Annotated in this window: 22 protein-coding genes and 1 tRNA gene; 13 read left to right on the top strand and 10 right to left on the bottom strand. The window is 67.3% G+C overall.

Features of this window, described 5'->3' with window-relative positions; all coding sequences use genetic code 11:
* Nucleotides 1-103 precede the first annotated feature (103 nt).
* Nucleotides 104-1,756, bottom strand: a complete 1,653-nt coding sequence (locus RCP37_RS18885; RefSeq protein WP_308484506.1) for a flavin-containing monooxygenase — start codon at nucleotides 1,754-1,756, stop codon at nucleotides 104-106.
* A gap of 100 nt (nucleotides 1,757-1,856) precedes the next feature.
* Between RCP37_RS18885 and RCP37_RS18880 the strand changes: the two genes are divergently transcribed.
* Nucleotides 1,857-2,633, top strand: a complete 777-nt coding sequence (locus RCP37_RS18880; RefSeq protein WP_308484505.1) for a glucose 1-dehydrogenase — start codon at nucleotides 1,857-1,859, stop codon at nucleotides 2,631-2,633.
* A gap of 23 nt (nucleotides 2,634-2,656) precedes the next feature.
* The gene (locus RCP37_RS18875) at nucleotides 2,657-3,478 is read left to right on the top strand and encodes an IclR family transcriptional regulator (RefSeq protein ID WP_308484504.1); all 822 of its coding nucleotides are present in this window, start codon (nucleotides 2,657-2,659) and stop codon (nucleotides 3,476-3,478) included.
* Between the two features lie 5 nt (nucleotides 3,479-3,483).
* On the opposite strand, the gene RCP37_RS18870 is transcribed toward RCP37_RS18875, so the two are convergent.
* The gene (locus RCP37_RS18870; protein WP_308484503.1) at nucleotides 3,484-4,575 is read right to left on the bottom strand and encodes an acyl-CoA dehydrogenase family protein; all 1,092 of its coding nucleotides are present in this window, start codon (nucleotides 4,573-4,575) and stop codon (nucleotides 3,484-3,486) included.
* 69 nt (nucleotides 4,576-4,644) lie between these two features.
* Between RCP37_RS18870 and RCP37_RS18865 the strand changes: the two genes are divergently transcribed.
* On the top strand, nucleotides 4,645-5,511 hold the full coding sequence (locus RCP37_RS18865) for an acyl-CoA dehydrogenase family protein (RefSeq protein ID WP_308484501.1): 867 nt from the start codon (nucleotides 4,645-4,647) through the stop codon (nucleotides 5,509-5,511).
* On the opposite strand, the gene RCP37_RS18860 is transcribed toward RCP37_RS18865, so the two are convergent.
* Nucleotides 5,428-6,870 carry a wax ester/triacylglycerol synthase family O-acyltransferase gene (locus tag RCP37_RS18860; protein ID WP_308484500.1) on the bottom strand — a complete coding sequence of 481 codons (1,443 nt, stop codon included), beginning with the start codon at nucleotides 6,868-6,870 and terminating at the stop codon, nucleotides 5,428-5,430. The two genes, RCP37_RS18865 and RCP37_RS18860, sit on opposite strands and share 84 nt — an antisense overlap.
* Nucleotides 6,871-7,004: 134 nt before the next feature.
* Between RCP37_RS18860 and RCP37_RS18855 the strand changes: the two genes are divergently transcribed.
* The 4 genes from RCP37_RS18855 to RCP37_RS18840 are packed head-to-tail and all read left to right on the top strand — an operon-like array spanning nucleotide 7,005 to nucleotide 10,434.
* On the top strand, nucleotides 7,005-7,970 hold the full coding sequence (locus RCP37_RS18855; protein ID WP_308484499.1) for an alpha/beta hydrolase: 966 nt from the start codon (nucleotides 7,005-7,007) through the stop codon (nucleotides 7,968-7,970).
* Nucleotides 7,961-8,758, top strand: coding sequence for an SDR family NAD(P)-dependent oxidoreductase (locus RCP37_RS18850; RefSeq protein ID WP_308484498.1), 798 nt, complete (start codon nucleotides 7,961-7,963; stop codon nucleotides 8,756-8,758). The genes RCP37_RS18855 and RCP37_RS18850 overlap by 10 nt, the downstream gene beginning before the upstream one ends.
* Entirely contained in the window at nucleotides 8,758-9,564 is an 807-nt protein-coding gene (locus tag RCP37_RS18845; RefSeq protein ID WP_308484497.1) for a glucose 1-dehydrogenase, read from the top strand. The genes RCP37_RS18850 and RCP37_RS18845 overlap by 1 nt, the downstream gene beginning before the upstream one ends.
* A 9-nt stretch (nucleotides 9,565-9,573) precedes the next feature.
* Nucleotides 9,574-10,434: an alpha/beta fold hydrolase gene (locus tag RCP37_RS18840; RefSeq protein WP_308484496.1), complete on the top strand. Its 861-nt coding sequence runs from the start codon at nucleotides 9,574-9,576 to the stop codon at nucleotides 10,432-10,434.
* A gap of 49 nt (nucleotides 10,435-10,483) precedes the next feature.
* Here RCP37_RS18840 and RCP37_RS18835 read toward each other — a convergent pair whose 3' ends face one another.
* On the bottom strand, nucleotides 10,484-11,734 hold the full coding sequence (locus tag RCP37_RS18835) for a hypothetical protein (protein ID WP_308484495.1): 1,251 nt from the start codon (nucleotides 11,732-11,734) through the stop codon (nucleotides 10,484-10,486).
* Between the two features lie 272 nt (nucleotides 11,735-12,006).
* Between RCP37_RS18835 and RCP37_RS18830 the strand changes: the two genes are divergently transcribed.
* The 3 genes from RCP37_RS18830 (at nucleotide 12,007) to RCP37_RS18820 (ending at nucleotide 12,590) form a co-directional block, all read left to right on the top strand.
* Nucleotides 12,007-12,082 (top strand) — tRNA-Thr (locus RCP37_RS18830).
* A 33-nt stretch (nucleotides 12,083-12,115) separates the two neighbouring features.
* Nucleotides 12,116-12,523 carry an HNH endonuclease gene (locus tag RCP37_RS18825; protein ID WP_308484494.1) on the top strand — a complete coding sequence of 136 codons (408 nt, stop codon included), beginning with the start codon at nucleotides 12,116-12,118 and terminating at the stop codon, nucleotides 12,521-12,523.
* Nucleotides 12,468-12,590: a hypothetical protein gene (locus RCP37_RS18820; protein WP_308487238.1), complete on the top strand. Its 123-nt coding sequence runs from the start codon at nucleotides 12,468-12,470 to the stop codon at nucleotides 12,588-12,590. Before RCP37_RS18825 ends, RCP37_RS18820 begins: the two co-directional genes overlap by 56 nt.
* On the opposite strand, the gene RCP37_RS18815 is transcribed toward RCP37_RS18820, so the two are convergent.
* Nucleotides 12,579-13,322 carry a hypothetical protein gene (locus RCP37_RS18815; RefSeq protein WP_308487150.1) on the bottom strand — a complete coding sequence of 248 codons (744 nt, stop codon included), beginning with the start codon at nucleotides 13,320-13,322 and terminating at the stop codon, nucleotides 12,579-12,581. The genes RCP37_RS18820 and RCP37_RS18815 overlap by 12 nt on opposite strands.
* A 117-nt stretch (nucleotides 13,323-13,439) precedes the next feature.
* Here RCP37_RS18815 and RCP37_RS18810 point away from each other — a divergent pair, with 117 nt between their 5' ends.
* Nucleotides 13,440-14,159, top strand: a complete 720-nt coding sequence (locus RCP37_RS18810) for a response regulator transcription factor (protein WP_308484493.1) — start codon at nucleotides 13,440-13,442, stop codon at nucleotides 14,157-14,159.
* A 63-nt stretch (nucleotides 14,160-14,222) separates the two neighbouring features.
* Complete coding sequence (locus RCP37_RS18805; protein ID WP_308484492.1) at nucleotides 14,223-15,686, top strand: sensor histidine kinase; 1,464 nt, start codon at nucleotides 14,223-14,225, stop codon at nucleotides 15,684-15,686.
* A gap of 3 nt (nucleotides 15,687-15,689) precedes the next feature.
* On the opposite strand, the gene RCP37_RS18800 is transcribed toward RCP37_RS18805, so the two are convergent.
* On the bottom strand, nucleotides 15,690-16,094 hold the full coding sequence (locus tag RCP37_RS18800; RefSeq protein ID WP_308484491.1) for an HIT family protein: 405 nt from the start codon (nucleotides 16,092-16,094) through the stop codon (nucleotides 15,690-15,692).
* 121 nt (nucleotides 16,095-16,215) lie between these two features.
* Here RCP37_RS18800 and RCP37_RS18795 point away from each other — a divergent pair, with 121 nt between their 5' ends.
* Nucleotides 16,216-16,746 (top strand): YceI family protein, encoded by a 531-nt coding sequence (locus RCP37_RS18795; protein WP_308484490.1) that lies wholly within the window; start codon nucleotides 16,216-16,218, stop codon nucleotides 16,744-16,746.
* Between the two features lie 45 nt (nucleotides 16,747-16,791).
* On the opposite strand, the gene RCP37_RS18790 is transcribed toward RCP37_RS18795, so the two are convergent.
* The 4 genes from RCP37_RS18790 to RCP37_RS18775 form a co-directional block, all read right to left on the bottom strand.
* Nucleotides 16,792-18,051, bottom strand: a complete 1,260-nt coding sequence (locus RCP37_RS18790; protein WP_308483379.1) for an IS30 family transposase — start codon at nucleotides 18,049-18,051, stop codon at nucleotides 16,792-16,794.
* An 85-nt stretch (nucleotides 18,052-18,136) separates the two neighbouring features.
* Nucleotides 18,137-19,264 carry an NDMA-dependent alcohol dehydrogenase gene (locus tag RCP37_RS18785; RefSeq protein ID WP_308484489.1) on the bottom strand — a complete coding sequence of 376 codons (1,128 nt, stop codon included), beginning with the start codon at nucleotides 19,262-19,264 and terminating at the stop codon, nucleotides 18,137-18,139.
* 143 nt (nucleotides 19,265-19,407) lie between these two features.
* Nucleotides 19,408-20,658, bottom strand: coding sequence for a cytochrome P450 (locus RCP37_RS18780; RefSeq protein WP_373693055.1), 1,251 nt, complete (start codon nucleotides 20,656-20,658; stop codon nucleotides 19,408-19,410).
* 71 nt (nucleotides 20,659-20,729) lie between these two features.
* Nucleotides 20,730-21,470: a glucose 1-dehydrogenase gene (locus RCP37_RS18775; RefSeq protein ID WP_308484487.1), complete on the bottom strand. Its 741-nt coding sequence runs from the start codon at nucleotides 21,468-21,470 to the stop codon at nucleotides 20,730-20,732.
* Between the last annotated feature and the right edge of the window lie 42 nt (nucleotides 21,471-21,512).

Genomic DNA, 21,512 nt, shown 5'->3' with positions numbered 1-21,512 from the left:
CGAGCGGATACGAGAAAGACCGGGTCCGGTTCGAGTTCGAGTGCGTGCAAAGCGTCTGCGATCGGGCCCAGGGCCGTAGGCAAATGCGGCCAGGCCGGGCTACTCAACCGCTGCAGCGATCGCCGAGCCGAGAAAGCTCACCAATAGCTTTGGTCCGCGCCATCCCGTCAACATCGAATCCCTTGTAGCCCGCGGCCGCCACGTCGGAGATGATCGCGCCGTAGGTGCCGAAGCCGCCGACGAACGGCATGAAGACGCGCGGCCGTCCGGTGATGTTGGCGCCCAGATACCACGAATTCGCCTGCGTCATCAGGGTGTCTGCAGCGCGCTGCGCGCACTCGGTACCCCAGTCGGCGGCCGCATCCCGGCGGGCCTCCAGGGCAGCGGCGCCATGCGCGTCCAGGTATGCGATCGCCTCGGCAACCCAGTCGACATGCAATTCGGAGTGCAGCACCATGTTGGCCAGCACCGACGGGCTGCCCGGGCCGGTCATGTTGAACAGGTTCGGGAATCCGGGGACGCTCAACCCCAGGTAGGTGAGGGGTCCATCGGCCCAGGCGTCGTTGAGTGTCACGCCGTCGCGCCCGACGATGTCGATCTTGGCGACCGACCCGGTCATGGCGTCGAAGCCGGTCGCGAAGACCAGGACGTCCAGATCGTGGTGTGCCGCGGTGGTATAGATGCCGTGTTCGTCGATCCGCTCGATCGGGGTGGCGCGCAGGTTCACCAGATGCACGTGGTCGCGGTTGAAGGTCTCAAAGTAGTTGTCGTCGGTGCAGATCCGCTTGGCGCCGATCGGATGGTCCGTGGGGATCAGCAGTTCGGCTGTCGCCGGGTCATCGACGATCGCGCGGATCTTGTTCTCCCAGAACAGGCGTGCGGTGTCGTTGGCGGCCAAGGTGACCAGCTGATCGGGGAAGGTCTTGGAGAACAGCACGCCACCGAGCTGCCAGCGTCGCTCGTAAGCGGCGTCGCGCTGCTCGGCGCTCAGCTCCAGGGCCGAGGATGGGTGCGGCTCGTGCGGTGAGCCGCCGCCGCTGGCCCGCGACAGCCGCCGGCGTTCGGGGTAGCCGGCCTTCTGCGCCGTGCGGGTGGCCTCGTCCAGCGGCGCGTTCCCGGCCGGAATGCTGTAGTTGGCGGTGCGCTGAAACACCTCCAACCGGCTGGCCTGCGCGGCGATCGGCGGAATCACCTGAATGCCCGAGGAACCGGTGCCGATGACACCGACCCGCTTGCCGGTGAAGTCCACGCCGCCGTGCGGCCACTGCGCCGTGTGGTAGGTCTCGCCGGCGAAGGACTCCAGCCCGTCGATCGCCGGGATGTTGGCGTTAGACAGCGGACCGACCGCGAGCACGCAGAATCGGGCGGTCACGACCTCGCCCGCGTCGGTGCGGACCTGCCAGGTCAGGGTGGTCTCGTCGAGCACCATGCTGGTCACCCGCGTCCCGAACGAGATGTCGCGGCGCAGATCGAAACGGTCGGCGACGTGATTGAGGTAGCGCAGGATCTCCGGTCCGGTGGCGTACTTCTCGGACCAGTCCCAGTCCTGCTGCAGCTGGGCGTCGAAGGAGTAGGAGTAGTCCACACTTTCGACGTCGCAGCGGGCACCGGGGTAGCGGTTCCAGTACCAGACCCCGCCCACCCCGTCGGCCGCTTCGAACACCCGCACCTTCAGCCCGTCACCGCGCAGGCGGTGCAGCGCGTAGAGCCCGGCGAAGCCCGCGCCGACCACCACCACGTCCACGTTCGTCTCCATGACCGGCGACCTTAGGAACCCTGGGCTGCGCCCCCCACCGGCTGTCTCGCTGGGTGGGACTGGCTGTGACGTGGGGCGCACGCGCCCCGAAGCTATGGCCATGCTCACCAACACGGCCCGACTGGCCGGCAAAGTCGTCCTGATCACTGGCGGTGCGCGCGGCCTGGGTGCCGCGTTCGCCCAGAACGTCGTCACCGGCGGCGGCCGGGTGGTGATCGGTGACCTGCTCGACGAGGACGGGGCACGGCTGGCCACCGAACTCGGCGACGCCGCGCGCTACGTCCACCTCGACGTCACCGACCCGGCCGACTGGGAAGCCGCGGTGCAGTCGGCGATCACCGAGTTCGGCGGGCTGACCGGGATGGTCAACAACGCCGGGGTCGCGACCGGGCAGCTCATCGAGCACGAGCCCGTCGCGCACTTCCGCAGCGTGCTGGAGGTCAACCTGGTGGGCGTGTTCAACGGCATCCAGGCCGTCATCGCGCCGCTGCGGACCGCGGGCGGCGGGTCCATCGTCAACATCTCGTCGGCCGCAGGGTTGATGGGGCTGGCGCTGACTGCCGGGTACGGCGCATCCAAGTGGGGGGTGCGCGGCCTGTCGAAGATCGCGGCGGTGGAACTGGCACCCGAGAAGATCCGGGTCAACTCGGTGCATCCCGGCATGACCTACACCCCGATGACCGCGCAGGTCGGCATCGCGCCCGGAGAGGGGCAGTACCCGAACACCCCGATGGGCCGCGTCGGTCTGCCCGAGGAGATCACCGGGGCCGTCAGCTTCCTGCTGTCCGACGAGGCCGCCTACATCACCGGCGCGGAGATCGCCGTCGACGGTGGCTGGACCGCGGGACCGACTGTGAAATACGTGATGGGCCAGTGACTCCCCGGGGATAATGCCCTCGTATGGATGCCACGTCGATGGTGGCGCGAGTGGCGCTGATCATCAACCTGTTCGACGAGCCCGGCAAACGGCTGCGGCTCGACCAGGTGGCGGCCCGCACCGGGCTGCCGCGCTCGTCGGTGCATCGGATCCTGACCCAGCTGGAAGCGGCCGGCCTGGTGCGGCATCGGCCCGACGGCTACGGCATGGCCTCCTCGCCGCTGCCGGTGGCGCAGATCGTCGACCATGCCGAACTGCGCGGCGTGGCCTCGCCGACCCTGGCCCGCCTGCACTCGGACACCCGGCTGGTGGTGCACCTCGGGGTGCTGCTCGGTGCCGACGTGGTCTACCTCGACAAGGTCGCCGGCGACGGTGGCGCGCTGGTACCGACCCGGGTGGCCGGCCGCACCCCGGCGTATGCGAGCGCGCTGGGCAAGGCACTGCTGGCATGCCTGCCGGCCGAGGATGTCGATGCGCTCGTCGGCGACCGGCTGCCCAAACGGACCCGCGCCACCATCGGCGACCGGGCGACCCTGCACCGCGAACTGGCCCGGATTCGCAGCCGGCACGGGTTGGCCTACGACACCGAGGAACTGGCGGTGGGCTTCTCCAGTGTCGCCGCACCGATCCGGGCGGGCGACGGCGTGATCGCCGGGCTGTCGTTGACGGGCGCGGTGCCGATGCACCGGCTGCAGCGCACCGCGCCGTTCGTCATGCGCGCCGCGGGCCGGATCTCCCACGAGTTGAGCGGGTCCACATCGGCCGACGGCCAGCAGCGCGAGACCGAGACCGACAGCATGCTGTCCCGGGTGTTGCGCACCATCTCCGCCGACGCCTGGGTCTGACCGCCTCACAGGATGAGGTCGTCGACGGGCAGCCCAAAGGCGAACTGTCCCACCGCCGTCAACACCCGCTCCACGTCGTTGGCGGCGTGCAACCGCGCGGTCTGCATGTCGCGCCAGACCCGGTCCAGCCGGGCGTCCGCAGCGGCGCCGGCCTGCTCGACGCAGCGCTCGACCGCCTGCATCGCCCGCTCGAACGCCAGCACCTGATCGCGGCGGGCCCGCAGCATCAGCTGGGCATCGGGGGTGGTGCCCGACCGGGCACAGTCGGCGAGCTCGGCGAGGTTGCGCTGGATCTGCAGCGTGGACACCTCCAGTCCCGCAGCCGCCATGGCCAATACGCCCAGCGGGTTCGTCATCTGATCGCGGTGCGCGTCGAGCACCCCGGCGGCGGCGCCGAGCAGCGGTGCGGTCCCGGCGTGGGTGTACAGCGTGGGCTGGGGGAGCCGATACAGCGGTGCGAGTGTGGATCGCTGTGCGTCGCTGACCCAGCCGAAGCAGTGCTGGGCCGGTACGGGTGCACCGGACACCACCACGTCGTGTGCGCCGATCCCGCGCAGCCCCAGGCTGTTCCAGGTGGGTTCGACGGTGTAGTGCTCGCGGGGCACCAACGCCACCGTGAAGTCTTCGGCGGCGCCGTCTGTCCCGACGACCAGCGCCCCGGCGATCAGCCAGGACGCGTGCTCCACTCCTGCGCAGCGGCTCCACCGCCCCGTCAGCCGAAAACCGTCGCCCGCACGCTCCAATCGGCCGGTGGGGGCGTACGCCGAACAGATCAGCGCCCCCGGATCGCCGCCCCAGACATCGCGCTGGGCCGCACCATCGAACAGGGCCAGATGCCAGGAGTTGACCGCCAGCGCCGCGGCCAGCCACCCGGTGGAGGTGCAGGCCGCCGAGATCTCGGCGACTGTCCCCAGATAGTTGTCCGGATCGGTCTGTCGACCGCCGAAGCCGTCGGGCTGCAGCAGCGCGAACACACCCGCATCGCGCAGGCTCGCGACGGTATCGGATGCCACCGCCCCGTCCCGGTCGACCGTTTCGGCGGCCGCGGCTATCGCCGGCAACAACGGGCGAACCGCCGCCAACACGCCCTCGACCATGCGCACCGCCCTTCGTGTCGTGGATAGCATTCATTGTGGGGCCGGCCGCACGTCCGCGAGGAGAATTCCATGGGAGCCTGGAAGATGTTGCAGCCCAAGCGATTCGGCGGCCAATCCATGCCGGTCGGGGAATTCATCGCTGCCGTGGCGGCCGCAGCCGCACAGGACGGGTCCGCGGGCTGGCGTTGCGCGATGGCCAACGCGGCGGCCTACTGGGCCGGCGCCCTGCCCGATCACGCCGGTACCGACATCTGGGGTGGTGACAACGGAGCGCGGGTCGCGATCGGCCGAGGCCCGGGCGGCCGGTTGGAGCGAGGCCGGCTGACCGGTCAGTGGTGCGATGTCGCCGGCGCCGATCTCGCGGACTGGTTGCTGTTGACAGCAGATGACGACCGTCTGGTACTGGTGCCGCGCGCCGATGTCGCGGCGGTAGCGCCCACCGAACCTGGTGGGCTGCCCGAGGCCGGGCTCGCCGAGCTGACGGTGACGGCCTTGCCCGTCGCCGACGAGCGGGTCTTTCCGGCGCGCAATGACAGTGCCGCCGTCATCACCGGCGCAGCGGCGGCCGCCGCGGTGGCCGGTGCCGCCGACGGACTGTGGCGGGCGCACGTCGCCCAGGTCCAGGAGAAGCTGGCCGCCTCCTACGGCAGCGCGGAGACGGCCGATCTGGCGGTGTCGACCCGGCATGCGGCCCGGGCCGCCGCCGATATCGACGCCGCCACGCTGCAGGTCGTCGCGTCGCTGACGCAGGAGCCGCCGACCGCGGCGCGGGCTCAGCGTCAGGCCGCCGTGCGGGCCCGCGACGCCGCCGACCGCGTTCTGGGCAGCAGCCGCGGCCACGCGCTGGACGCCCTAGACCCGGTCGCCCGCCTGTGGCGTGATGTCCACACCGGATGCCGGCTGGCACTGCGACTGCTCGACGACCTCGACCGCTGAGGCTGCGCTCGCCAGCTCGGCCAGTGCCGCAGGCAGGCCGTCGGCGATCTGCCAGGGGTCGGGCACGTGCGCCCCACAGCTGAGCACCCCGATCGTCAGCTGGCCTTCGTAGCTCCACCCGGTGAAGTTCAACCCCATCGGGAACACCAGCGGACCTGACGAGATCAACCGCTCAACCGGCGCTCCGCTAAAGTAAAGCTGTTGCGGCCCTCGCATATTCGATGCGATCAGGCTGAACGTCGGTCGGTGTGTGGTCCGCTCACCGATTAGCGGCAGGGCGCGCGAGTAGAACCAGAACAGCGGCCAGTACTCCATCCAGTCGTGCTGCAGCCACAGGTCGCGTTCGGCCTGAACCTCGCGGGCGATTCGAGTCGCCGCGGCGATCGTGGTCAGCCGCTCGAGCGGATCGGCGATGTCGGTGGCCAGCGCGACGTTCCACCGGGCCACCTTGTTTCCCCAGGGGTCGCCCTCGGGAGGGCGCATCGACACCGGCACCACCGCGGTGAGTGCTTCCTCGGTCAGTTCGCCGTTTCGGTCGAGGTAGGCGCGCAACGCGCCGCTGCAGACGGCCAGGAACACGTCGTTGACCGTCACTCCGTAAGCCCGAGCGACTTCCTTGACGACCGTCATGTCGCAGCCGCGGAAGGCGAAGTGGCGCTCCGCGGTCAGTGGCGCGTTGAAGCGGGCGCCGGGCGCGGCGAACGCGGCGGCATAGCCCGGCTTGCCGTCGCGGCGGCGCCGCAGAATGACCCGGCTCACCGCGGCGGTGCGGGCCACGACCCGGGGCAGGCCGAGCGCCGCAGCGAGTTGATGGCGCGCCACCATCGGAAGCCAGTGCCACGGCGCCGGCCGGCGCTCGTTCTGCGGCAGGGTCGAGGGGCCGGTCTCGGTGCCGCACAGTGCTTCCAGGATGCGCAGCGAGGCCGTGCCGTCGGCGACCGCGTGGTGAATCTTCCAGATCAGCGCGATCCTGCCGTCGGTCAAGCCGTCGACGTAGAACAGCTGCCAGGCCGGGCGGCTGCGGTCGAGGCGGTCGTGGAAGATCACGTTGATCGCCAGCGCCAGTTCGTGATCGCCCCCGGGCGCGGTGAGGGTGACCCGCCGGACGTGGTGCTCGACGTCGATGTGCGGACGGACCACCCACCAGGGCCGACCGAGTCGCAACCGGGGCATCAGTAACTGCCACTGCAGCGGCTCGATCCGGTCTACCAGGCCCGGGACCATCGCCTTGACCGCCTCGAAGGTGAGTGGCCGTTGACCGCGGCTCGGGTCGAGCACCATCACCTTGATGGTGTGCTGCGGTTGGGCGGCGTTCTCCCACGCCAGAAAGCTGTTGTCCTCGCCGGTCAGACGCCGCATTGTCGCTCCACTCGCTCTCGCCGTGATGTGGTCCGGTTCACTTGTATGCCTGCGGTGTGCCCGGCCCGACACGTTGTCTCGGCCATTGAGACATCGGGATTCGCCGGAGTGCGGCGCGTTCTACGTTGCGCTGCGTGAGCGATATCGCCTCGATGCAGACCGAGCTGGCCGACCGGATGAGCGCGGCCTTCGCATCCATCGCGGCCGGTGACGGCGACGCGGTCCAGGTGCGGGCCAGCCTGAAAGCGAGCCGGCGACCGGCTAGACCCGTCCCGGTGGGCTGGGTCGATGAGCGCCACATTCCCGGCCCCGCCGGCCCGATGCAGGTGCGCATCTACTTCCCCCTCGTGCCGGGCACACCCGGGGAGAAGCTGCCGGTGCTGGTCTATTTCCACGGCGGCGGCTTCGTACTGTGCGACCTCGACTCGCACGACTCCTGCTGTCGCCGGCTCGCCAACGGTGCCGGAGCGATCGTGGTGTCGGTCGAGTACCGGCTGGCTCCCGAAGCGCCGTTCCCCGCCGCGATCGATGACGCCTGGGCGGCCACCCAGTGGGTGGCGGCCCATCTGGCCGAACTCGGCGGCGATCCGGCGCGGTTCGTAGTCGCCGGTGACAGTGCCGGCGGCAACCTGGCCGCGGTGGTGGCCATGCTCGCCCGCGACCATGGCGGGCCCGCGATCGCATTCCAGTTGCTCATCTATCCCGTCGTCGATCAGCGACGCAAGCAGGCGTCGGCGTCCGGTGCCCGGCCCGCCCCCAACGGGACCCTCACCGCGGCGCACATGCAGTGGTTCACCGAGCAGTACCTGGGTCGCGACGGCGACCGGACCGCTGTACTGGCTTCGCCGATCCTCGGTGACTTCACCGGCCTACCGCCGGCCCACGTCGTCACCGGCGCGCTGGACCCGCTGTGCGCCGAGGGCGAGGAGTACGCCCAGCGGCTTCAGGACGCCGGCGTGGCGGCCAGCGTCACGCGCTACGCGCAGGGCTTCCACGGCTTCTTCAATCTGGCAGACCATCTGCCCTTCGCGGCCCAAGCCAGCGACGACGTCTGCGCGGTGCTCCGTGCGGCCCTACCGGAAGGATCACCATGCAGCTGAGGAACGCTCGGGTCTTGATCACCGGCGCCAGCCGTGGTCTGGGCAGGAGCATCGCCCAGGTGGTTGCCGAGCGCGGCGCCGACGTCGCGCTGGTGGCGCGCGATGGTGCGGCGCTGGAGATCCTGGCCAAGGAGCTCGACGGCAAGGCTTACCCGACCGACCTGTCCGACCCGGCGGCGGTGGAGGCACTGGTCGACCGGGTGGAAGCCGATGGGCCGGTGGACGTGCTGATCAACAACGCCGGCGTCGACCATGTCGGCCGGTTTCACGAGGCGACCCCTGCGCAGGTACGCAACCTGCTGCAGATCAACCTGGCAGCGCCGATGGAACTGTGCCGCCAGGTGATACCGGGCATGGTGGCGCGCGGTCGCGGCCATGTCGTCAACGTGTCGTCGATGGGCGCCATCTCGCAGGGGCCCGGCCTGACGCTCTACGGGTCGTCGAAGGCCGGGCTGAGTCACTTCACCGCCGGCATTCGCGGGGAGTTGCGGGGAAAGCCGGTTGGCACCACGCTGGTGCAGATCGGCGAGGTCAAGACGGACATGATCGACCACATCCGGGCGTTCGGGCCGGCCCGGCGCACCATTGAGCGATCCATTCGGTGGCGGATGATTCCCCGCGAATCCCTTGACCCGGTGGCGGTTTCGGAGGCCATTGCGGGGGCGGTCGAGCGCAACCGCCGGCATGTCATCATGCCGCGCAACATCGTGGCGATGGCCAAGTTCGCCGAGTTCCCCCGGCGGGTTTCCGAACTGATGTTGACCGGTATCGATCAGGACCGCGACTGATGGCCGGAATTGACCTGACCGGCAAGGTCGCCATCATCACCGGGGCCGCACGCGGGCAGGGCGCCGCTGAGGCCCGGCTGTTCACCGAGCTCGGCGCTCAGGTGGTGCTCACCGATGTGCAGGCCGACGACGGGGAGCGCCTCGCCGCCGAACTCGGGGCCCGGTTCGTGCGCCACGACGTCGGCGACGAGGCCGGGTGGAAGACCGTGGTCCAGACTGCGGTCAGCGAGTTCGGGCGCCTCGATGTGCTGGTCAACAATGCCGCGATCTGCCAGTCGATTCCGCTCGTCGAACAGTCCGCCGCGGGTTTCAATGCGATGCTGCGAGTCAACCTCATCGGGGCGTTTCTGGGCGTCAAGGCGGTGGTGGAGCCGATGCAGGCCAGCGGCGGCGGGTCGGTGATCAATGTGTCATCGCAAGCCGGATTGCAGGGTCTGGCCGGCTACAGCGCCTACGGGGCATCGAAGTGGGGGCTGCGCGGCATGACGAAGGTCGCGGCAATCGAATTGGGGCCCTATGGGATTCGCGTCAACTCGGTCCACCCCGGCATGATCGACACCCCGATGGTCGCGCACCTGGGCGTCCGGCCCGGGTTGGGGCGACACCCGGCAGCACCGCTGACCCGCATCGGGCTGCCCTCCGAAGTCGCCGACGTGGTCGCCTTCTTGGCCTCGGATGCCTCGGCGTATGTGACCGGAGCCGAACTGGCCGTCGACGGCGGAGCAAGCGCGGGCAAGATCCCGACCCCGACACCGCGACGGGCATCGTCCGGCATTAGCGTGTCTAAAGACTTTCGGGATCTTTGAGGAGAACACATGCCGGCCGAGCTGAGCCACGACGACACCCTGCGCGAGGTCACCACCGAGCAAGGGGTGCTGCGCTACCACGAAGCCGGCGACGGGCCGACGCTGCTGCTGCTGCACGGCTCCGGGCCGGGCGTGACCGGATGGCGCAACTACCGCGGCGTGCTGCCGGCGTTCGCCGAGCACTTCCGTTGCCTGGTGCTGGAGTTCCCCGGGTTCGGGATCAGCGACGACTTCGGCGGGCATCCCATGGTGACTGCGTTCGGCGCGGTGCCGGCCTTCGTTGAAGCGCTGGGTCTGGACCAGTTCAGCATCGTGGGCAACTCGATGGGTGGCGGCGTTGGCATCGGCTACGCGATCGGCAACCCCGACAAGGTGCGCAAGCTGGTGACCATCGGCGGCATCGGCACCAACCTGCTCAGCCCGGGACCGGCCGAGGGAATCCGGTTGCTGCAGGACTTCGTCGACAACCCCAGCCGTGACGCGCTGGTGCGTTGGCTGCACTCGATGGTCTACGACCCCTCGGTGATCACCGAAGAGCTGATCGAGGAGCGGTGGGCACTGGCCACCGACCCCGACACCCTGGCCAGCGCACGGCGGATGTACGGCAAGGAAGCCTTCACCAACATGGTGAAGATGATGCAGGCGTCCAAGGGACCGCTGCCGTGGGCGATGATGCACCGGCTCAAGACGCCGACGCTGGTCACCTGGGGCCGCGACGACCGGGTCAGTCCGCTGGACATGGCGCTGATCCCGATGCGGACCATCCCCGACGCCGAGACGCACGTGTTCCCCAACTGCGGGCACTGGACCATGATCGAGGCCAAGGACGCCTTCACCCGCGTGGTGCTGGAGTACCTGACCCGCGACTGACGCGGTTTGCCCAGCCCCGGGCCTGCCTTTGCCGGCCCGGGGACTGCCTTTAGAAGCTGAAGCTGAACAGGGCGTGGTCGTAGAGGCCGAGCCCGGTGAGCAGGTCGTCGATGGTGGCATCGTCGACGCCGACGTTGGTGAGCAGGTCGTTCAGGCTGTCGTTGAGCAGGCTCAGTCCTGAGCCGTTGAGCCCGGCGATCAGGGCGTCGAGGGTGGTACTCGACAGGCCCAGCGAATCGACCAGGCCGCCCACCGTGGCAGCCGACGGGATCAGCCCGGAACCGAGCAAGTCGCCGAGGGTGGTGTCATCCAGGCCCAGTCCGCCCAGCAGGCCGGCGACGGACATGTTCAGCGGGAGCGTGGGCAGCAGCTGATCCAGGGTGACACCGTCCAGGCCCAGGACATCGAGTGCGCTGCTGAGGCTGATGCCGCCGACACCAGCGGCGGGGTCGGTCAGCAGATTCACCACGCCGGGGAAGACTGCGGCATTGGTTAGGCCGGCGAGATCCAGGAGACCGCCCAGAGTGGTGATGTTGTTGAGGCCCGGGATCACCCCGACCCACCCCAGCAAGGTGTTGAGGAAGATGGCGTTTCCGCCGAGGTCGGTGAGGATCGTGCTCAGCTGAACGTTGCTCATGCCCAGCCCGCTCACCACGTCACCGAACGTGACGTTGTTCAGGCCCGGCACGGCGGAGCCCAAGGAGGTGAGGATCGGTGCCAGGTCTTTCAGCTCCATGTCACCGAAGCCCAGGCCGGTCACCAACTGGTCCAGGGTGACACCGCCCAGACCCAAACCGTCGACCAGACCCAGGGCCAGGGCGCCGACGTTCTGGCCGCCCAAGCCCAGGCCGTCGACCAGAGCGCCGAGGGTGACGCTGTCCAAGCCGAGCCCGTCGACCAGGCCGTTGAGCAGACCGGCCAGCCCGATGTCGGACAGTCCGAGACCATTGACCAGCGTTCCTACCGTGGTGTGGCCGAGACCAAGGCCGTTGACCAGGCCGGGGAGCAACTCGCTCAGCTGGTCATCGCCCATGCCCAAGAAATTGACGATCTGCGCCAGCGTGACGTTCCCCAGGCCGAGCATGTCGGCCATCGGGCCGAGGGGGAACAGCCCGACGGTGCCGTCGTCGATGACGATGAATCCCAAGTTGGTGGCGGCGGCCGACGAGGCGACCGCGGTGAGTTCGACCGACCGGTTCTGGAGGATCTCCAGTTGTGGCGCTGCGGGTGCGACGGCGACGAGGGCCGCGCTGGTGATTGCGACGGTGCCGGTGATAAACGGGTTGAGCGTCAGCTGCATGGTTCTTCTTCCCCCAAGTCGAATGAACTGCCTGCAGCCTGAGAGCCTATACCCGTTTAGGTAAGAAAAAGCGCAGTAAACGTCAAATGAAATATCGGGCGCTCACCGCGTGAGGGGTCCCGAGTTTGCTGTACCACTTCCCGCGAGGTGCTGCCGACTCGACGGCAGCCGGCAGCGCCGCTCGCGCCTCCGCGCGCTCGAGCCTGCGGGAGTGGGCGGATCTGACGGCATCACCTCGTCGTACAATCGCCATGGCTCATTGAGCCGGCCCGGCCGCGTTAGCTCAGTTGGTAGAGCGTCGCTCTTGTAAAGCGGATGTCGAGAGTTCGAGTCTCTCACGCGGCTCCATTTCTGTCGGCCCTGACGGATAGCGTCCGTCTCATGACAGTGACCTGTCTCGGGTGCGGCGTCGATTTTGAAGGCCGTCGGCTAAGGGTGTTCTGTAGCAACGCATGTCAACAGTCGCACCGCCGACGCTTGCTCTTGGAGGCCTGGCTCGACACCGGAGTCTGTGGTGGCACGTCATACCTCGGAAACTATGTCCGGGACTACTTGAATGAGCAGCAGGGCGGTTGCTGTGCGATCTGCGGCATCGAGGGCACGTGGAACAGCGCTTCCTTGACGCTGATCATCGACCACATCGATGGAGACGCGAACAATAACCGTCGTGAGAATCTGCGGCTTGTTTGTCCCAACTGTGACAGTCAGCTGCCGACTTACAAGGCGAGGAATCGTGGCAGGGGGCGCTATTACCGGCGGCAGCGGTACGCCGATGGCCGGTCCTATTGATGTTCCGGATTCCTACGCCGGGGCGTGGCGGGCCGCCGCCATCACCACAGCGGGCTCAATTCTCTGATTCGGTCGGGTCCTGGTCGATCACCCGTTGCGAGCGCACCGTCCGGGGCGACGAACGCCGGCTGGATCGGCGAGGCAGCAGCGGGATTCGTTCGGCGATGTTGCTCAGCGGGTTGACCACCATGGTCAGCGCGATCACCGCCTCCTGCAGGGTCTCGATCGCCGGCTCCAGGGCCTCCATGCCGGGGGCCAGCCGGCTCAGGGTGTCGGCGACACCGGCGAGTTGCTCCAGGGGCCCGTTGCGCGCGGTCAGCTTGTCGATCAGCCCGCCTTCGGACAGCAGTCGGTCCGCCAAGCCGTCTTCGGCCAGCAGTCGCTCGATCAGCCCGTCTTCGTCGGTCAGTTGATCCACCAGGCCGCCGGGTTGCAGGGCTCGCTGCAGCCCGCCGCCCTCGGCGGTGAGCCGGTCGATCAGTCCTCCCGGCCCGGTCAGCTGGTCGACCAGGCCGCCGGGTGCCAGCAGCCGATCGGCCGGCCCGCCCGGCGCCAGCGCACGCCCCAGCGGCGCGTCGTCGTCCATCAACTTGGCCAGCCGGTTGGCCCGGGCGATGGTGTCGTCCAGGCCCAGCATGTGCGCCATCGAGCTGTTCGCGCCCTGCTTGCCGGCATCGCCGAGGGCCTGACGGGCCAATCCCAGCGCTGTCGTGGCGACGCCGAGACTGGCGTCGGCAATCGACAGACCGATCCGCGCCGGGGCGGTGGACACGGCAATAAGCTGTTTGACCAGGCTCACCAGGCTCACCAGGCCAGTCTAGGGGGCATTGGGAGCGGGTATCGGCTAGTTTGATTGACAGTAAACATACAGCCGATATCCAGGTGGTTTTCACCGGACCGCGAGGGAATTGACGCTATGGGAGCAACAGCCGCGCACGACGCTGCACCGGAGGCCCGCGTTTTGGTCGTCGATGACGAAACCAACATTGTCGAGCTGCTGTCGGTCAGTCTGAAATTCCAGGGTTTCGAGGTCTACACGGCCTCCAGCGGACCGGCGGCGCTGGACCGCGCACGCGAGATTCGTCCGGACGCGGTGATCCTCGACGTGATGATGCCGGGCATGGATGGATTCGGGGTGCTGCGCCGGCTGCGCGCCGACGGCATCGACGCCCCGGCACTGTTCTTGACCGCGCGCGACTCGCTGCAGGACAAGATCACCGGGCTGACCCTCGGCGGCGACGACTACGTGACCAAGCCCTTCAGCCTGGAGGAGGTGGTGGCGCGGCTGCGGGTCATCCTGCGCCGGGCCGGAAAGGGCGCCCAGGAGCCGCGCAACTCCCGGCTGGTCTTCGCCGACATCGAACTCGACGAGGACACCCACGAAGTGTGGAAGGCCGGCCAGCCGGTTTCGTTGTCGCCCACCGAGTTCACGCTGCTGCGGTACTTCGTGATCAACGCCGGCACGGTGCTGAGCAAGCCGAAGATCCTCGACCACGTCTGGCGCTACGACTTCGGTGGCGACGTCAATGTGGTGGAGTCTTACGTCTCCTACCTACGACGCAAGATCGACACCGGCGAAAAGCGCCTGTTGCACACGCTGCGTGGGGTCGGTTATGTGCTGCGCGAGCCACGATGAATGCGAGCCGCGACGAACGACGGTGGCCCGTGAAGGCCGGAAACGGGTTATAGGTCGAAACATATGGGGACGGTCAAACCCCTTCGGGACATCTTGCCGCTGAAAGTGAGCCTGGTCGCTGCCACTCTGGCCATGGTGGCCATCGGGCTACTGGCGCAGGGGTATGCCGTGACCACAATCTTGCGGCACCGGCTGATCGGCAGGATCGACGCCACACTCATCGACGCCGCCCACGGCTGGGCGCTGGAACAGCGCGGGCGGGTGCCGTCGAGGGAGGGCGAGGACCCCAATCCCGGCCGCCCGCCGACGAGCTTCTATGTCCGCGACGTCGACCCCGACGGCAGCATCTGGACCGTCGTCAATGACCAGAACGCCGAGCCGTTGCTGCCGCCGGACAACGACGTGGGGTCGGTGCCGATCACGATCGGCTCCGTCGACGGGTCGGGCGTGCAGTGGCGGGCGTTGTCGGTGCACGGCGAGAACGGCAGGCTGATCACCGTGGCCAGGGATCTGTCCGATCCCCGGGCCACGCTGCGCTACCTGGCCTGGTGGCGGGTGACGATCGGCGTCGGGGTGCTGTTGGTGCTGGGCGCCGCCGGCTATGTGGTGGTCAACCGCAGCCTGCGGCCGCTGGCCGAGGTCGAACGGACCGCGGCCGCAATCGCTGCCGGCCAGTTGGACAGCCGTGTGCCCGAACGTGATCCGCGTACCGAAGTCGGACGCCTCACGTTGGCGCTCAATGGCATGCTGGCGCAGATCCAGGAGGCGGTGGCCTCCTCGGCGGACTCGGCGGAAAGCGCGCGCAACTCCGAGGAGCGGATGCGGCGGTTCATCACCGATGCCAGCCACGAACTGCGCACCCCGCTCACCACGATTCGCGGCTTCGCCGAGCTGTACCGGCAGGGCGCGGCCCGCGATGTGGAACTGCTGATGTCGCGCATCGAAAGCGAAGCCCGCCGGATGGGCCTGCTCGTCGAGGACCTGCTGTTGCTGGCCCGAACCGATGCTCAGCGTCCGCTGGAGCGCCACTGGGTCGACCTGTTGGTGTTGGCCACCGACGCTGTGCACGACGCCCGGGCCATCGCACCGAATCGCGCCGTCGAACTCGAGGTCTTCGACGGCCCCGGAACCCCCGAAGTGCTCGGCGATGAAGCCCGGCTGCGGCAGGTGCTGAGCAACCTGGTCTCCAATGCGCTGCAGCACACCCCGGACGGCACCGCGATCACCGTGCGGGTCGGTACTGAGGGCGACGACGCCATCCTCGAGGTCGTCGACCAGGGGCCCGGGATGAGCGAGGAGGATGTGGAGCGGGTCTTCGAGCGGTTCTTCCGGACCGACTCATCACGGGCGCGAGCCAGCGGCGGCACCGGGTTAGGGCTGTCGATCGTCGACTCGCTGACGCGGGCGCACCATGGCTCGGTGACCGTCAGCTCTCCGCCGGGACAGGGCTGCACGTTCCGGGTCTCGCTGCCGCGTCTTGCCGACACCTCGGCTCGTGCGGCCGAGTTACCCGCTGAGATCGTCTGAAGCTCAGCCCAGTTCGACCAACGCGGCCTTGATCTTGGCCTGCGCCTCGTCGAGCGATTCCGCTGACGGATTGCGGTCCACGCCGGCGAAACCGAAGTCGGACAGGCTGCGGGTCGGAAAGACATGGACGTGCAGGTGGGGGACTTCTAGGCCGGCGATGATCATGCCGGCCCGCTCGGTGTCGAACGCTCGGCACACCGCTTTGCCGATCTTCTGCGCTACCGCCATCACCTGGTTGAACGCCGCGTTGTCAATGTTCTGCCACCCGTCGATCTCGGCGCGGGGTACCACCAGCGTGTGGCCCTGGGTCATCGGTTCGATGGTCAAGAAGGCGACGACGTCGTCGTCCTCGTAGACGAATCGACCCGGCAGCTCCCGGTTGATGATTTTGGTGAACACGGTGGTCATGGGTTCAGCATATGCGCCGAGTGCCAGATTAAACGGCCGCTGCTGCGTATCATCGAAAACGGGCTGATACCCCTGAATACCCGTAGTGCGGGCTTGCCACGCCAGAGGCAGAGGAGATGAGATGTCATCTGTCGCAACATTTCTCAGCAGTCCTAAGGCAGTGGGAGCCTGGAATCTGGATCCCGGGCAGTCAAGTGTCCGATTCCAGAACGGAACCATGTGGGGCGCGCTGAAGGTCCGGGGCGCATTCACCGAATTCAGCGGCAGCGGCGAGATCAAGCGTGACAAGACGGTGTCGGGCCGGGTCGATATCAAGGCCGCCTCGATCAACACCGGATTGGGCACTCGTGACCACGACCTGCGTCGATCGAATTTCTTCAACACCGACCATTACCCCGACATCACCGTCGTGGTCACCGGTGGGGAACCGGCCGGCGGCGATGTCGCCCGGCTGGATGCCGAGCTGACCGTCAAGGGCATCACCGGACCGTTGCCGTTGGAAGTCGAGGTGACCCCGCTCGAAGACGGCGGCGTGCGGCTGACCACCGAGGCGATCGTCACCCGCAAGCAGTTTGCGGTGGAAGGGAACTTTCTGGGCATGGTCGGCAACCGGACCAGGCTCAAGGCCAGCTTGGTCTTCCGGCCGGCCTAATTCTTCGTTGACTCTGCACTGAGGGCGGGTGCTTCTCGGGCGGATTCATGGTTTGGTTGCAACAGTGGTTTCTGTCGGGGGTGACAGTAGTCGCTTGAGGACTTGGGCGGGGCTGTCCCAGTCGAAGCGTTTGCGGGGTCGTCCGTTGAGTTCGGCGGCGACTTCGGCGAGGTAGTCGGCGGAGTGCACTGACAGGTCGGTGCCCTTCGGGAAATATTGGCGCAGTAGCCCGTTGGTGTTTTCGTTGCTGCCGCGCTGCCATGGTGAGTGCGGGTCGCAGAAGTAGATGTCGATGTCGGCTTCGAAGCTGATACGGGCATGGTGATGCATTTCGCTGCCTTGGTCCCAGGTCAGGGACCGACGTAGGGCTTCAGGCAGGGTTTTGATCGCAGCGATCATCGCCTCGGCCACCGTTTCGGGGTCGCGACGTGCCGGCAGATGCAGCAACTGGACGAATCCGGTGGAGCGCTCCACGAGGGTGCCGATCTGGGAGGCCTGGTTCTTGCCGATGATCAAGTCGCCTTCCCAATGGCCGGGGACGGCACGGTCGGCGGCCTCGGCGGGACGTTGGCTGATATTGACCATGCCCGCAATCCGGCCCTGCGAGGTGGGGCGGCCGGTACGTGCACGGGGTTTGCGCAGCGCTCGCCCGGTGCGCAGGCACTGAGTCAGCTCACGGCGCAGCTCGCCGCGTCCTTGCACGTAGAGCGCCTTGTAGATGGTCTCGTGGGACACCTGCATCTCCGGGCGGTCAGGGTAGGTCTTGGCCAACAGCCCAGCGATCTGCTGCGGGCTGTATTTCATGACCAACAACGCTTGCACCTCCTCGCGCAGCGCCCGGTGGCGGGCCAGCTTTCCCGCTTTGGGGCGCCGCGCCCGTTCTTCGCTGCGGCGTTGCGCGATCCGTGCCGAATAGCCGGACTTGGCATCCCAGCCCGCTCGGCGAGCACCGAACCGGTACTTCGCTCGGTAACGACCTGGCGCGGTACGGCACCGGCCATTGGCGTGGATCTCGCGCATGATCGTCGACGGAGCCCGGTTGAGCCGGCCGGCGATTGAACGGATCGACTCCCCGCCAGCGGTGCCGATCATGATCTGTTCACGGTCGTCCGGTGACAGTCGCGGTCGTTTGCGTCCCTGCGGATCCTGCATTCGTGGGTTCACACCACCGAATCTGCGGAACCATTTACCGCCACAGGTCACCGACACGCCGACCAACAGAGCAGCGTCTGACGACGAGCATCCCGCAGCGATCAAATCCCAGAACCGACGCTGCACCGACAACACCTGCGGTTGACCAGTCATCAACACCCCCAACTACGAAGTGTTGCAACCACCCCCTGAGCCCAGGTCGCACTTCGTCGCCCTCAGCGCAGAGTCAACTGGAGATTTAGCGATCCGCGTCGGTGTAGCGGATGATGCCGCGAATGTTCTTGCCGTCCAGCATGTCCTGGTAGCCCTCGTTGATCTGCTCCAGCTTGTACTGGCGGGTCACCATGTCATCGAGGTTCAGCTTGCCGACCTTGTACATCGACAGCAGCTGCGGGATGTCGTACTGCGGGTTTCCGCCGCCGAAGATGGTGCCCTGCAGGTTCTTCTGCAGCAGCGTCAGCATCGCCAGGTTGAGTGTGACCTGGTTGTCGAGCATGGACCCCATCGCGGTGAGTACGCAGGTACCGCCCTTGGCGGTCAAGATCATGTAGTTGTCGACGTCGGCGCCGTGCACCTCGCCGACGGTGACGATCACCTTGCGGGCCATCAGGCCATGGGTGACCTCCATCATGCCGCCCATCGCGGCGAAGATGTCGGGGTAGACGTGCGTGGCGCCGAACTTCAGCGCCTGGTCGCGCTTCCAGTCCACCGGGTCGATGACGAAGATGTTGCGAGCACCGGCATTGACCGCGCCCTGCAGTGCCGACATGCCCACACCGCCGACGCCGACGATCGCGACATCTTCACCCGGGCGGATGTCGGCGCTGCGGACAGCCGAGCCGTAGCCGGTGGTGACGCCGCAGCCGACCAGGCAGGCTACCTCGAACGGAATCGACGGGTCGATCTTCACCACCGAAGATTTGTGCACCACCATCCACGGTGAGAATGTGCCCAGCAGCGTCATCGGGTAGACGCCCTCGCCGCGTGCGGTGACACGGAAGGTGCCATCGCTAACGGCCACGCCGTTGAGCAGGCCAGCACCCAGGTCGCACAGGTTGCGCAATCCGGACTGACAGGTCGGACAGCTGCCACAGGACGGAATGAAGGACAGCACCACGTGGTCGCCGGGGGCGATGTCTTCCACCCCGGGGCCTACCTCGGTGACGATGCCGGCGCCCTCGTGCCCGCCGAGGACTGGGAAGCCGGCCATGGGGATGCTGCCGGTCATCAGATGGTGGTCGGAGTGGCACATTCCGGCCGCCTCCATCTGAATCTTGACCTCGTCTTTCTGGGGGTCACCGATCTCGATCTCCTCGACCGACCACGGCTTGTTGAACTCCCAGAGCAACGCACCCTTTGTCTTCACCGCAAACCTGCTTTCCTCTTGAATTTCCGGACGTCCGGCAGTCCCCTGCTCGGAGCCTATAACCGACTACGGGGCCGCGGGGAGGTTCGTTCGAACCCCTTCGAACCCCTACCTCCACACCGCCGATTCGCGCCGCCGACGGCCTAGCCGTGGTAGGCGACCTGCAGATCTTTGACGCCGTTGATCCAGCCGGAGCGCAGTCGTTGTGGCTCGGCCAGCTTTGCGATATCCGGGAGCTGGTTGGCGATTTCGTCGAAGATCAGCCGGATCTCCATCCGGGCCAAGTTGGCACCGATGCAGTAGTGGGTGCCCTGCCCGCCGAACGCCAGGTGCGGGTTGGGGTCGCGCAGGATGTCGAAGCTGAACGGCCGGTCGAAGACCTCTTCGTCGTAGTTGGCCGAGCTGTAGAACAGCCCGACCCGCTGGCCTTTGCTGATGGCCACCCCGCCCAGCTCGGTGTCGACTTTCGCGGTGCGCTGGAAGCAGTGCACCGGGGTCGCCCAGCGCACGATCTCGTCGACGGCGGTCTCGGGGCGCTGCCGCTTGTAGAGCTCCCACTGATCGGGGTTTTCCGCGAACGCGTTGATGCCGTGCGTCATGGCGTTGCGGGTGGTCTCGTTGCCCGCCACCGCCAGCAGGATGACGAAGAACGCGAACTCGGTCTCGCCGAGCGCTTCACCGTCGATGTCGGCCTGGACCAGCCGGGTGACGATGTCGTCGGCCGGGCAGCGCCGCCGCTCCTCGGCCATGGTGTACGCGTAGCCCATCAACTCGGCGTTGGCCATTGCCGGATCGGAGTCGAAATCCGGGTCGTCGGTGTTCATGATCGAGTTGGTCCAGTGGAACAGCTTCTCCCGATCGGCCTCGGGAACCCCGAGCAGATCGGCGATCGCCAACAGCGGCAGTTGCATCGCGATGTCGTCGACGAAATTGCCGCTGTCCTTCTCGGCCGCCGCAGCGACGATGTCGCGTGCCGACTGGGCCAGCGTCGCTTCCAGCGCACTCACGGAGCGGGGCGTGAACAGTCGGGACACCAGTTTGCGCAGTCGGGTGTGCTCGGGCGGGTCATGGTTGATCAACAACGCCTTGGTCAGGTCCAACTGGTCGGCGGAGATGCCGTCGGGCAGGCGCATGACCGCGCCCTTGGCGTTGGTCGACCACACGTCGTTGTCGCGCGAGATCTCTTTGATGTGTTGATGTTTGCTGATGACCCAGTAGCCGCCGTCATCGAAGATGTTGCTGTGCGACGGCTGTTCGTTCCACCAGATCGGCGCGGTCTTGCGCAGCTCGGCGAACTGGGTGATCGGCATGCCGTGGAGCAGGACATCCGGATCGGTGAAATCGAAACCCGAACCGAACGGACAAGCTGATTGCGTTGATGTCAAGACGAACACCTTTGGTTGTCACTGGAGCATGATGAACCTCGCTCGGGCATACACATGATGGCTAGGTGTATGACCGAGTGTCAACCATTTTTGTGCGGAACATCGGTGACCAGACCGCCGTCCATGACGAACTCCGAACCTGTGGCGTAGGAAGACTCGTCGCTGGCCAAGAACAGCACGAAGGTGGCGACTTCGTCGGAGGTGCCGGGCCGCCCCAGCGGAATGGTCACCATGTCCTCGGGCAGATGCTCGGTCATCGGGGTGCGGATGAAACCGGGGTGCAGCGAGTTGACCCGAATGTTGTGGCGGGCCAGTTCGAGAGCGGCGGACTTGGTCAGTCCGCGCACCGCCCATTTCGAGGCCACATAGGGGTGCACCATCGGGGCGCCGCGCAGACCCTCGATCGAGGACACATTGATGATGGACCCGCCGCCGGCGGCGATCATCGAATCGATGGAGGCGCGCATCCCCAGGAACGTGCCGTTGAGATTCACGTCAATGACGTTGTGCCACTGATCCAGATCGAACTTGCGCAGCGGGCCCAGTGCGACGGTCCCGGCGTTGTTGACCAACACGTTCAGCTTCCCGAACGTCTCGACCGCGACGCTCACCGCGGTGGCCCACTGCTCCGGGTCGCGAACGTCGAGATGCACATACCGCGCGGCGTCACCCAGTTCTGCCGCGAGCGCCGCGCCCTCTTCGTCCAACACGTCGCCGATGACCACCTTGGCGCCCTCGTTGACCAGCATTCGAGCGTCGGCCGCGCCCATGCCGCGCGCACCCCCGCTGATCAGGGCTACCTTGTCGTCTACACGCCCCATGGGCATTCCGCCTTTCAGTTCAGTTCAGTGCTGGTGGTTGTC

Origin of the sequence: Mycolicibacter sp. MU0102, assembly GCF_963378105.1 — a bacterium.
Classification (GTDB): domain Bacteria; phylum Actinomycetota; class Actinomycetes; order Mycobacteriales; family Mycobacteriaceae; genus Mycobacterium; species Mycobacterium holstebronense.
The sequence above is the reverse complement of the archived record's forward strand: the minus strand, read 5'-3'. Positions and strand labels throughout refer to the sequence as shown.

Coding starts and splice junctions, on each gene's coding strand:
- RCP37_RS18805 (WP_308484492.1), top strand. CDS start 14,223: ATGGGGACGGTCAAACCCCTTCGGGACATCTTGCCGCTGAAAGTGAGC.
- RCP37_RS18845 (WP_308484497.1), top strand. CDS start 8,758: ATGGCCGGAATTGACCTGACCGGCAAGGTCGCCATCATCACCGGGGCC.
- RCP37_RS18790 (WP_308483379.1), bottom strand. CDS start 18,051: ATGACTGGTCAACCGCAGGTGTTGTCGGTGCAGCGTCGGTTCTGGGAT.
- RCP37_RS18800 (WP_308484491.1), bottom strand. CDS start 16,094: ATGACCACCGTGTTCACCAAAATCATCAACCGGGAGCTGCCGGGTCGA.
- RCP37_RS18875 (WP_308484504.1), top strand. CDS start 2,657: ATGGATGCCACGTCGATGGTGGCGCGAGTGGCGCTGATCATCAACCTG.
- RCP37_RS18775 (WP_308484487.1), bottom strand. CDS start 21,470: ATGGGGCGTGTAGACGACAAGGTAGCCCTGATCAGCGGGGGTGCGCGC.
- RCP37_RS18860 (WP_308484500.1), bottom strand. CDS start 6,870: ATGCGGCGTCTGACCGGCGAGGACAACAGCTTTCTGGCGTGGGAGAAC.
- RCP37_RS18870 (WP_308484503.1), bottom strand. CDS start 4,575: ATGGTCGAGGGCGTGTTGGCGGCGGTTCGCCCGTTGTTGCCGGCGATA.
- RCP37_RS18880 (WP_308484505.1), top strand. CDS start 1,857: ATGCTCACCAACACGGCCCGACTGGCCGGCAAAGTCGTCCTGATCACT.
- RCP37_RS18810 (WP_308484493.1), top strand. CDS start 13,440: ATGGGAGCAACAGCCGCGCACGACGCTGCACCGGAGGCCCGCGTTTTG.
- RCP37_RS18850 (WP_308484498.1), top strand. CDS start 7,961: ATGCAGCTGAGGAACGCTCGGGTCTTGATCACCGGCGCCAGCCGTGGT.
- RCP37_RS18885 (WP_308484506.1), bottom strand. CDS start 1,756: ATGGAGACGAACGTGGACGTGGTGGTGGTCGGCGCGGGCTTCGCCGGG.
- RCP37_RS18795 (WP_308484490.1), top strand. CDS start 16,216: ATGTCATCTGTCGCAACATTTCTCAGCAGTCCTAAGGCAGTGGGAGCC.
- RCP37_RS18865 (WP_308484501.1), top strand. CDS start 4,645: ATGGGAGCCTGGAAGATGTTGCAGCCCAAGCGATTCGGCGGCCAATCC.
- RCP37_RS18840 (WP_308484496.1), top strand. CDS start 9,574: ATGCCGGCCGAGCTGAGCCACGACGACACCCTGCGCGAGGTCACCACC.
- RCP37_RS18835 (WP_308484495.1), bottom strand. CDS start 11,734: ATGCAGCTGACGCTCAACCCGTTTATCACCGGCACCGTCGCAATCACC.
- RCP37_RS18825 (WP_308484494.1), top strand. CDS start 12,116: ATGACAGTGACCTGTCTCGGGTGCGGCGTCGATTTTGAAGGCCGTCGG.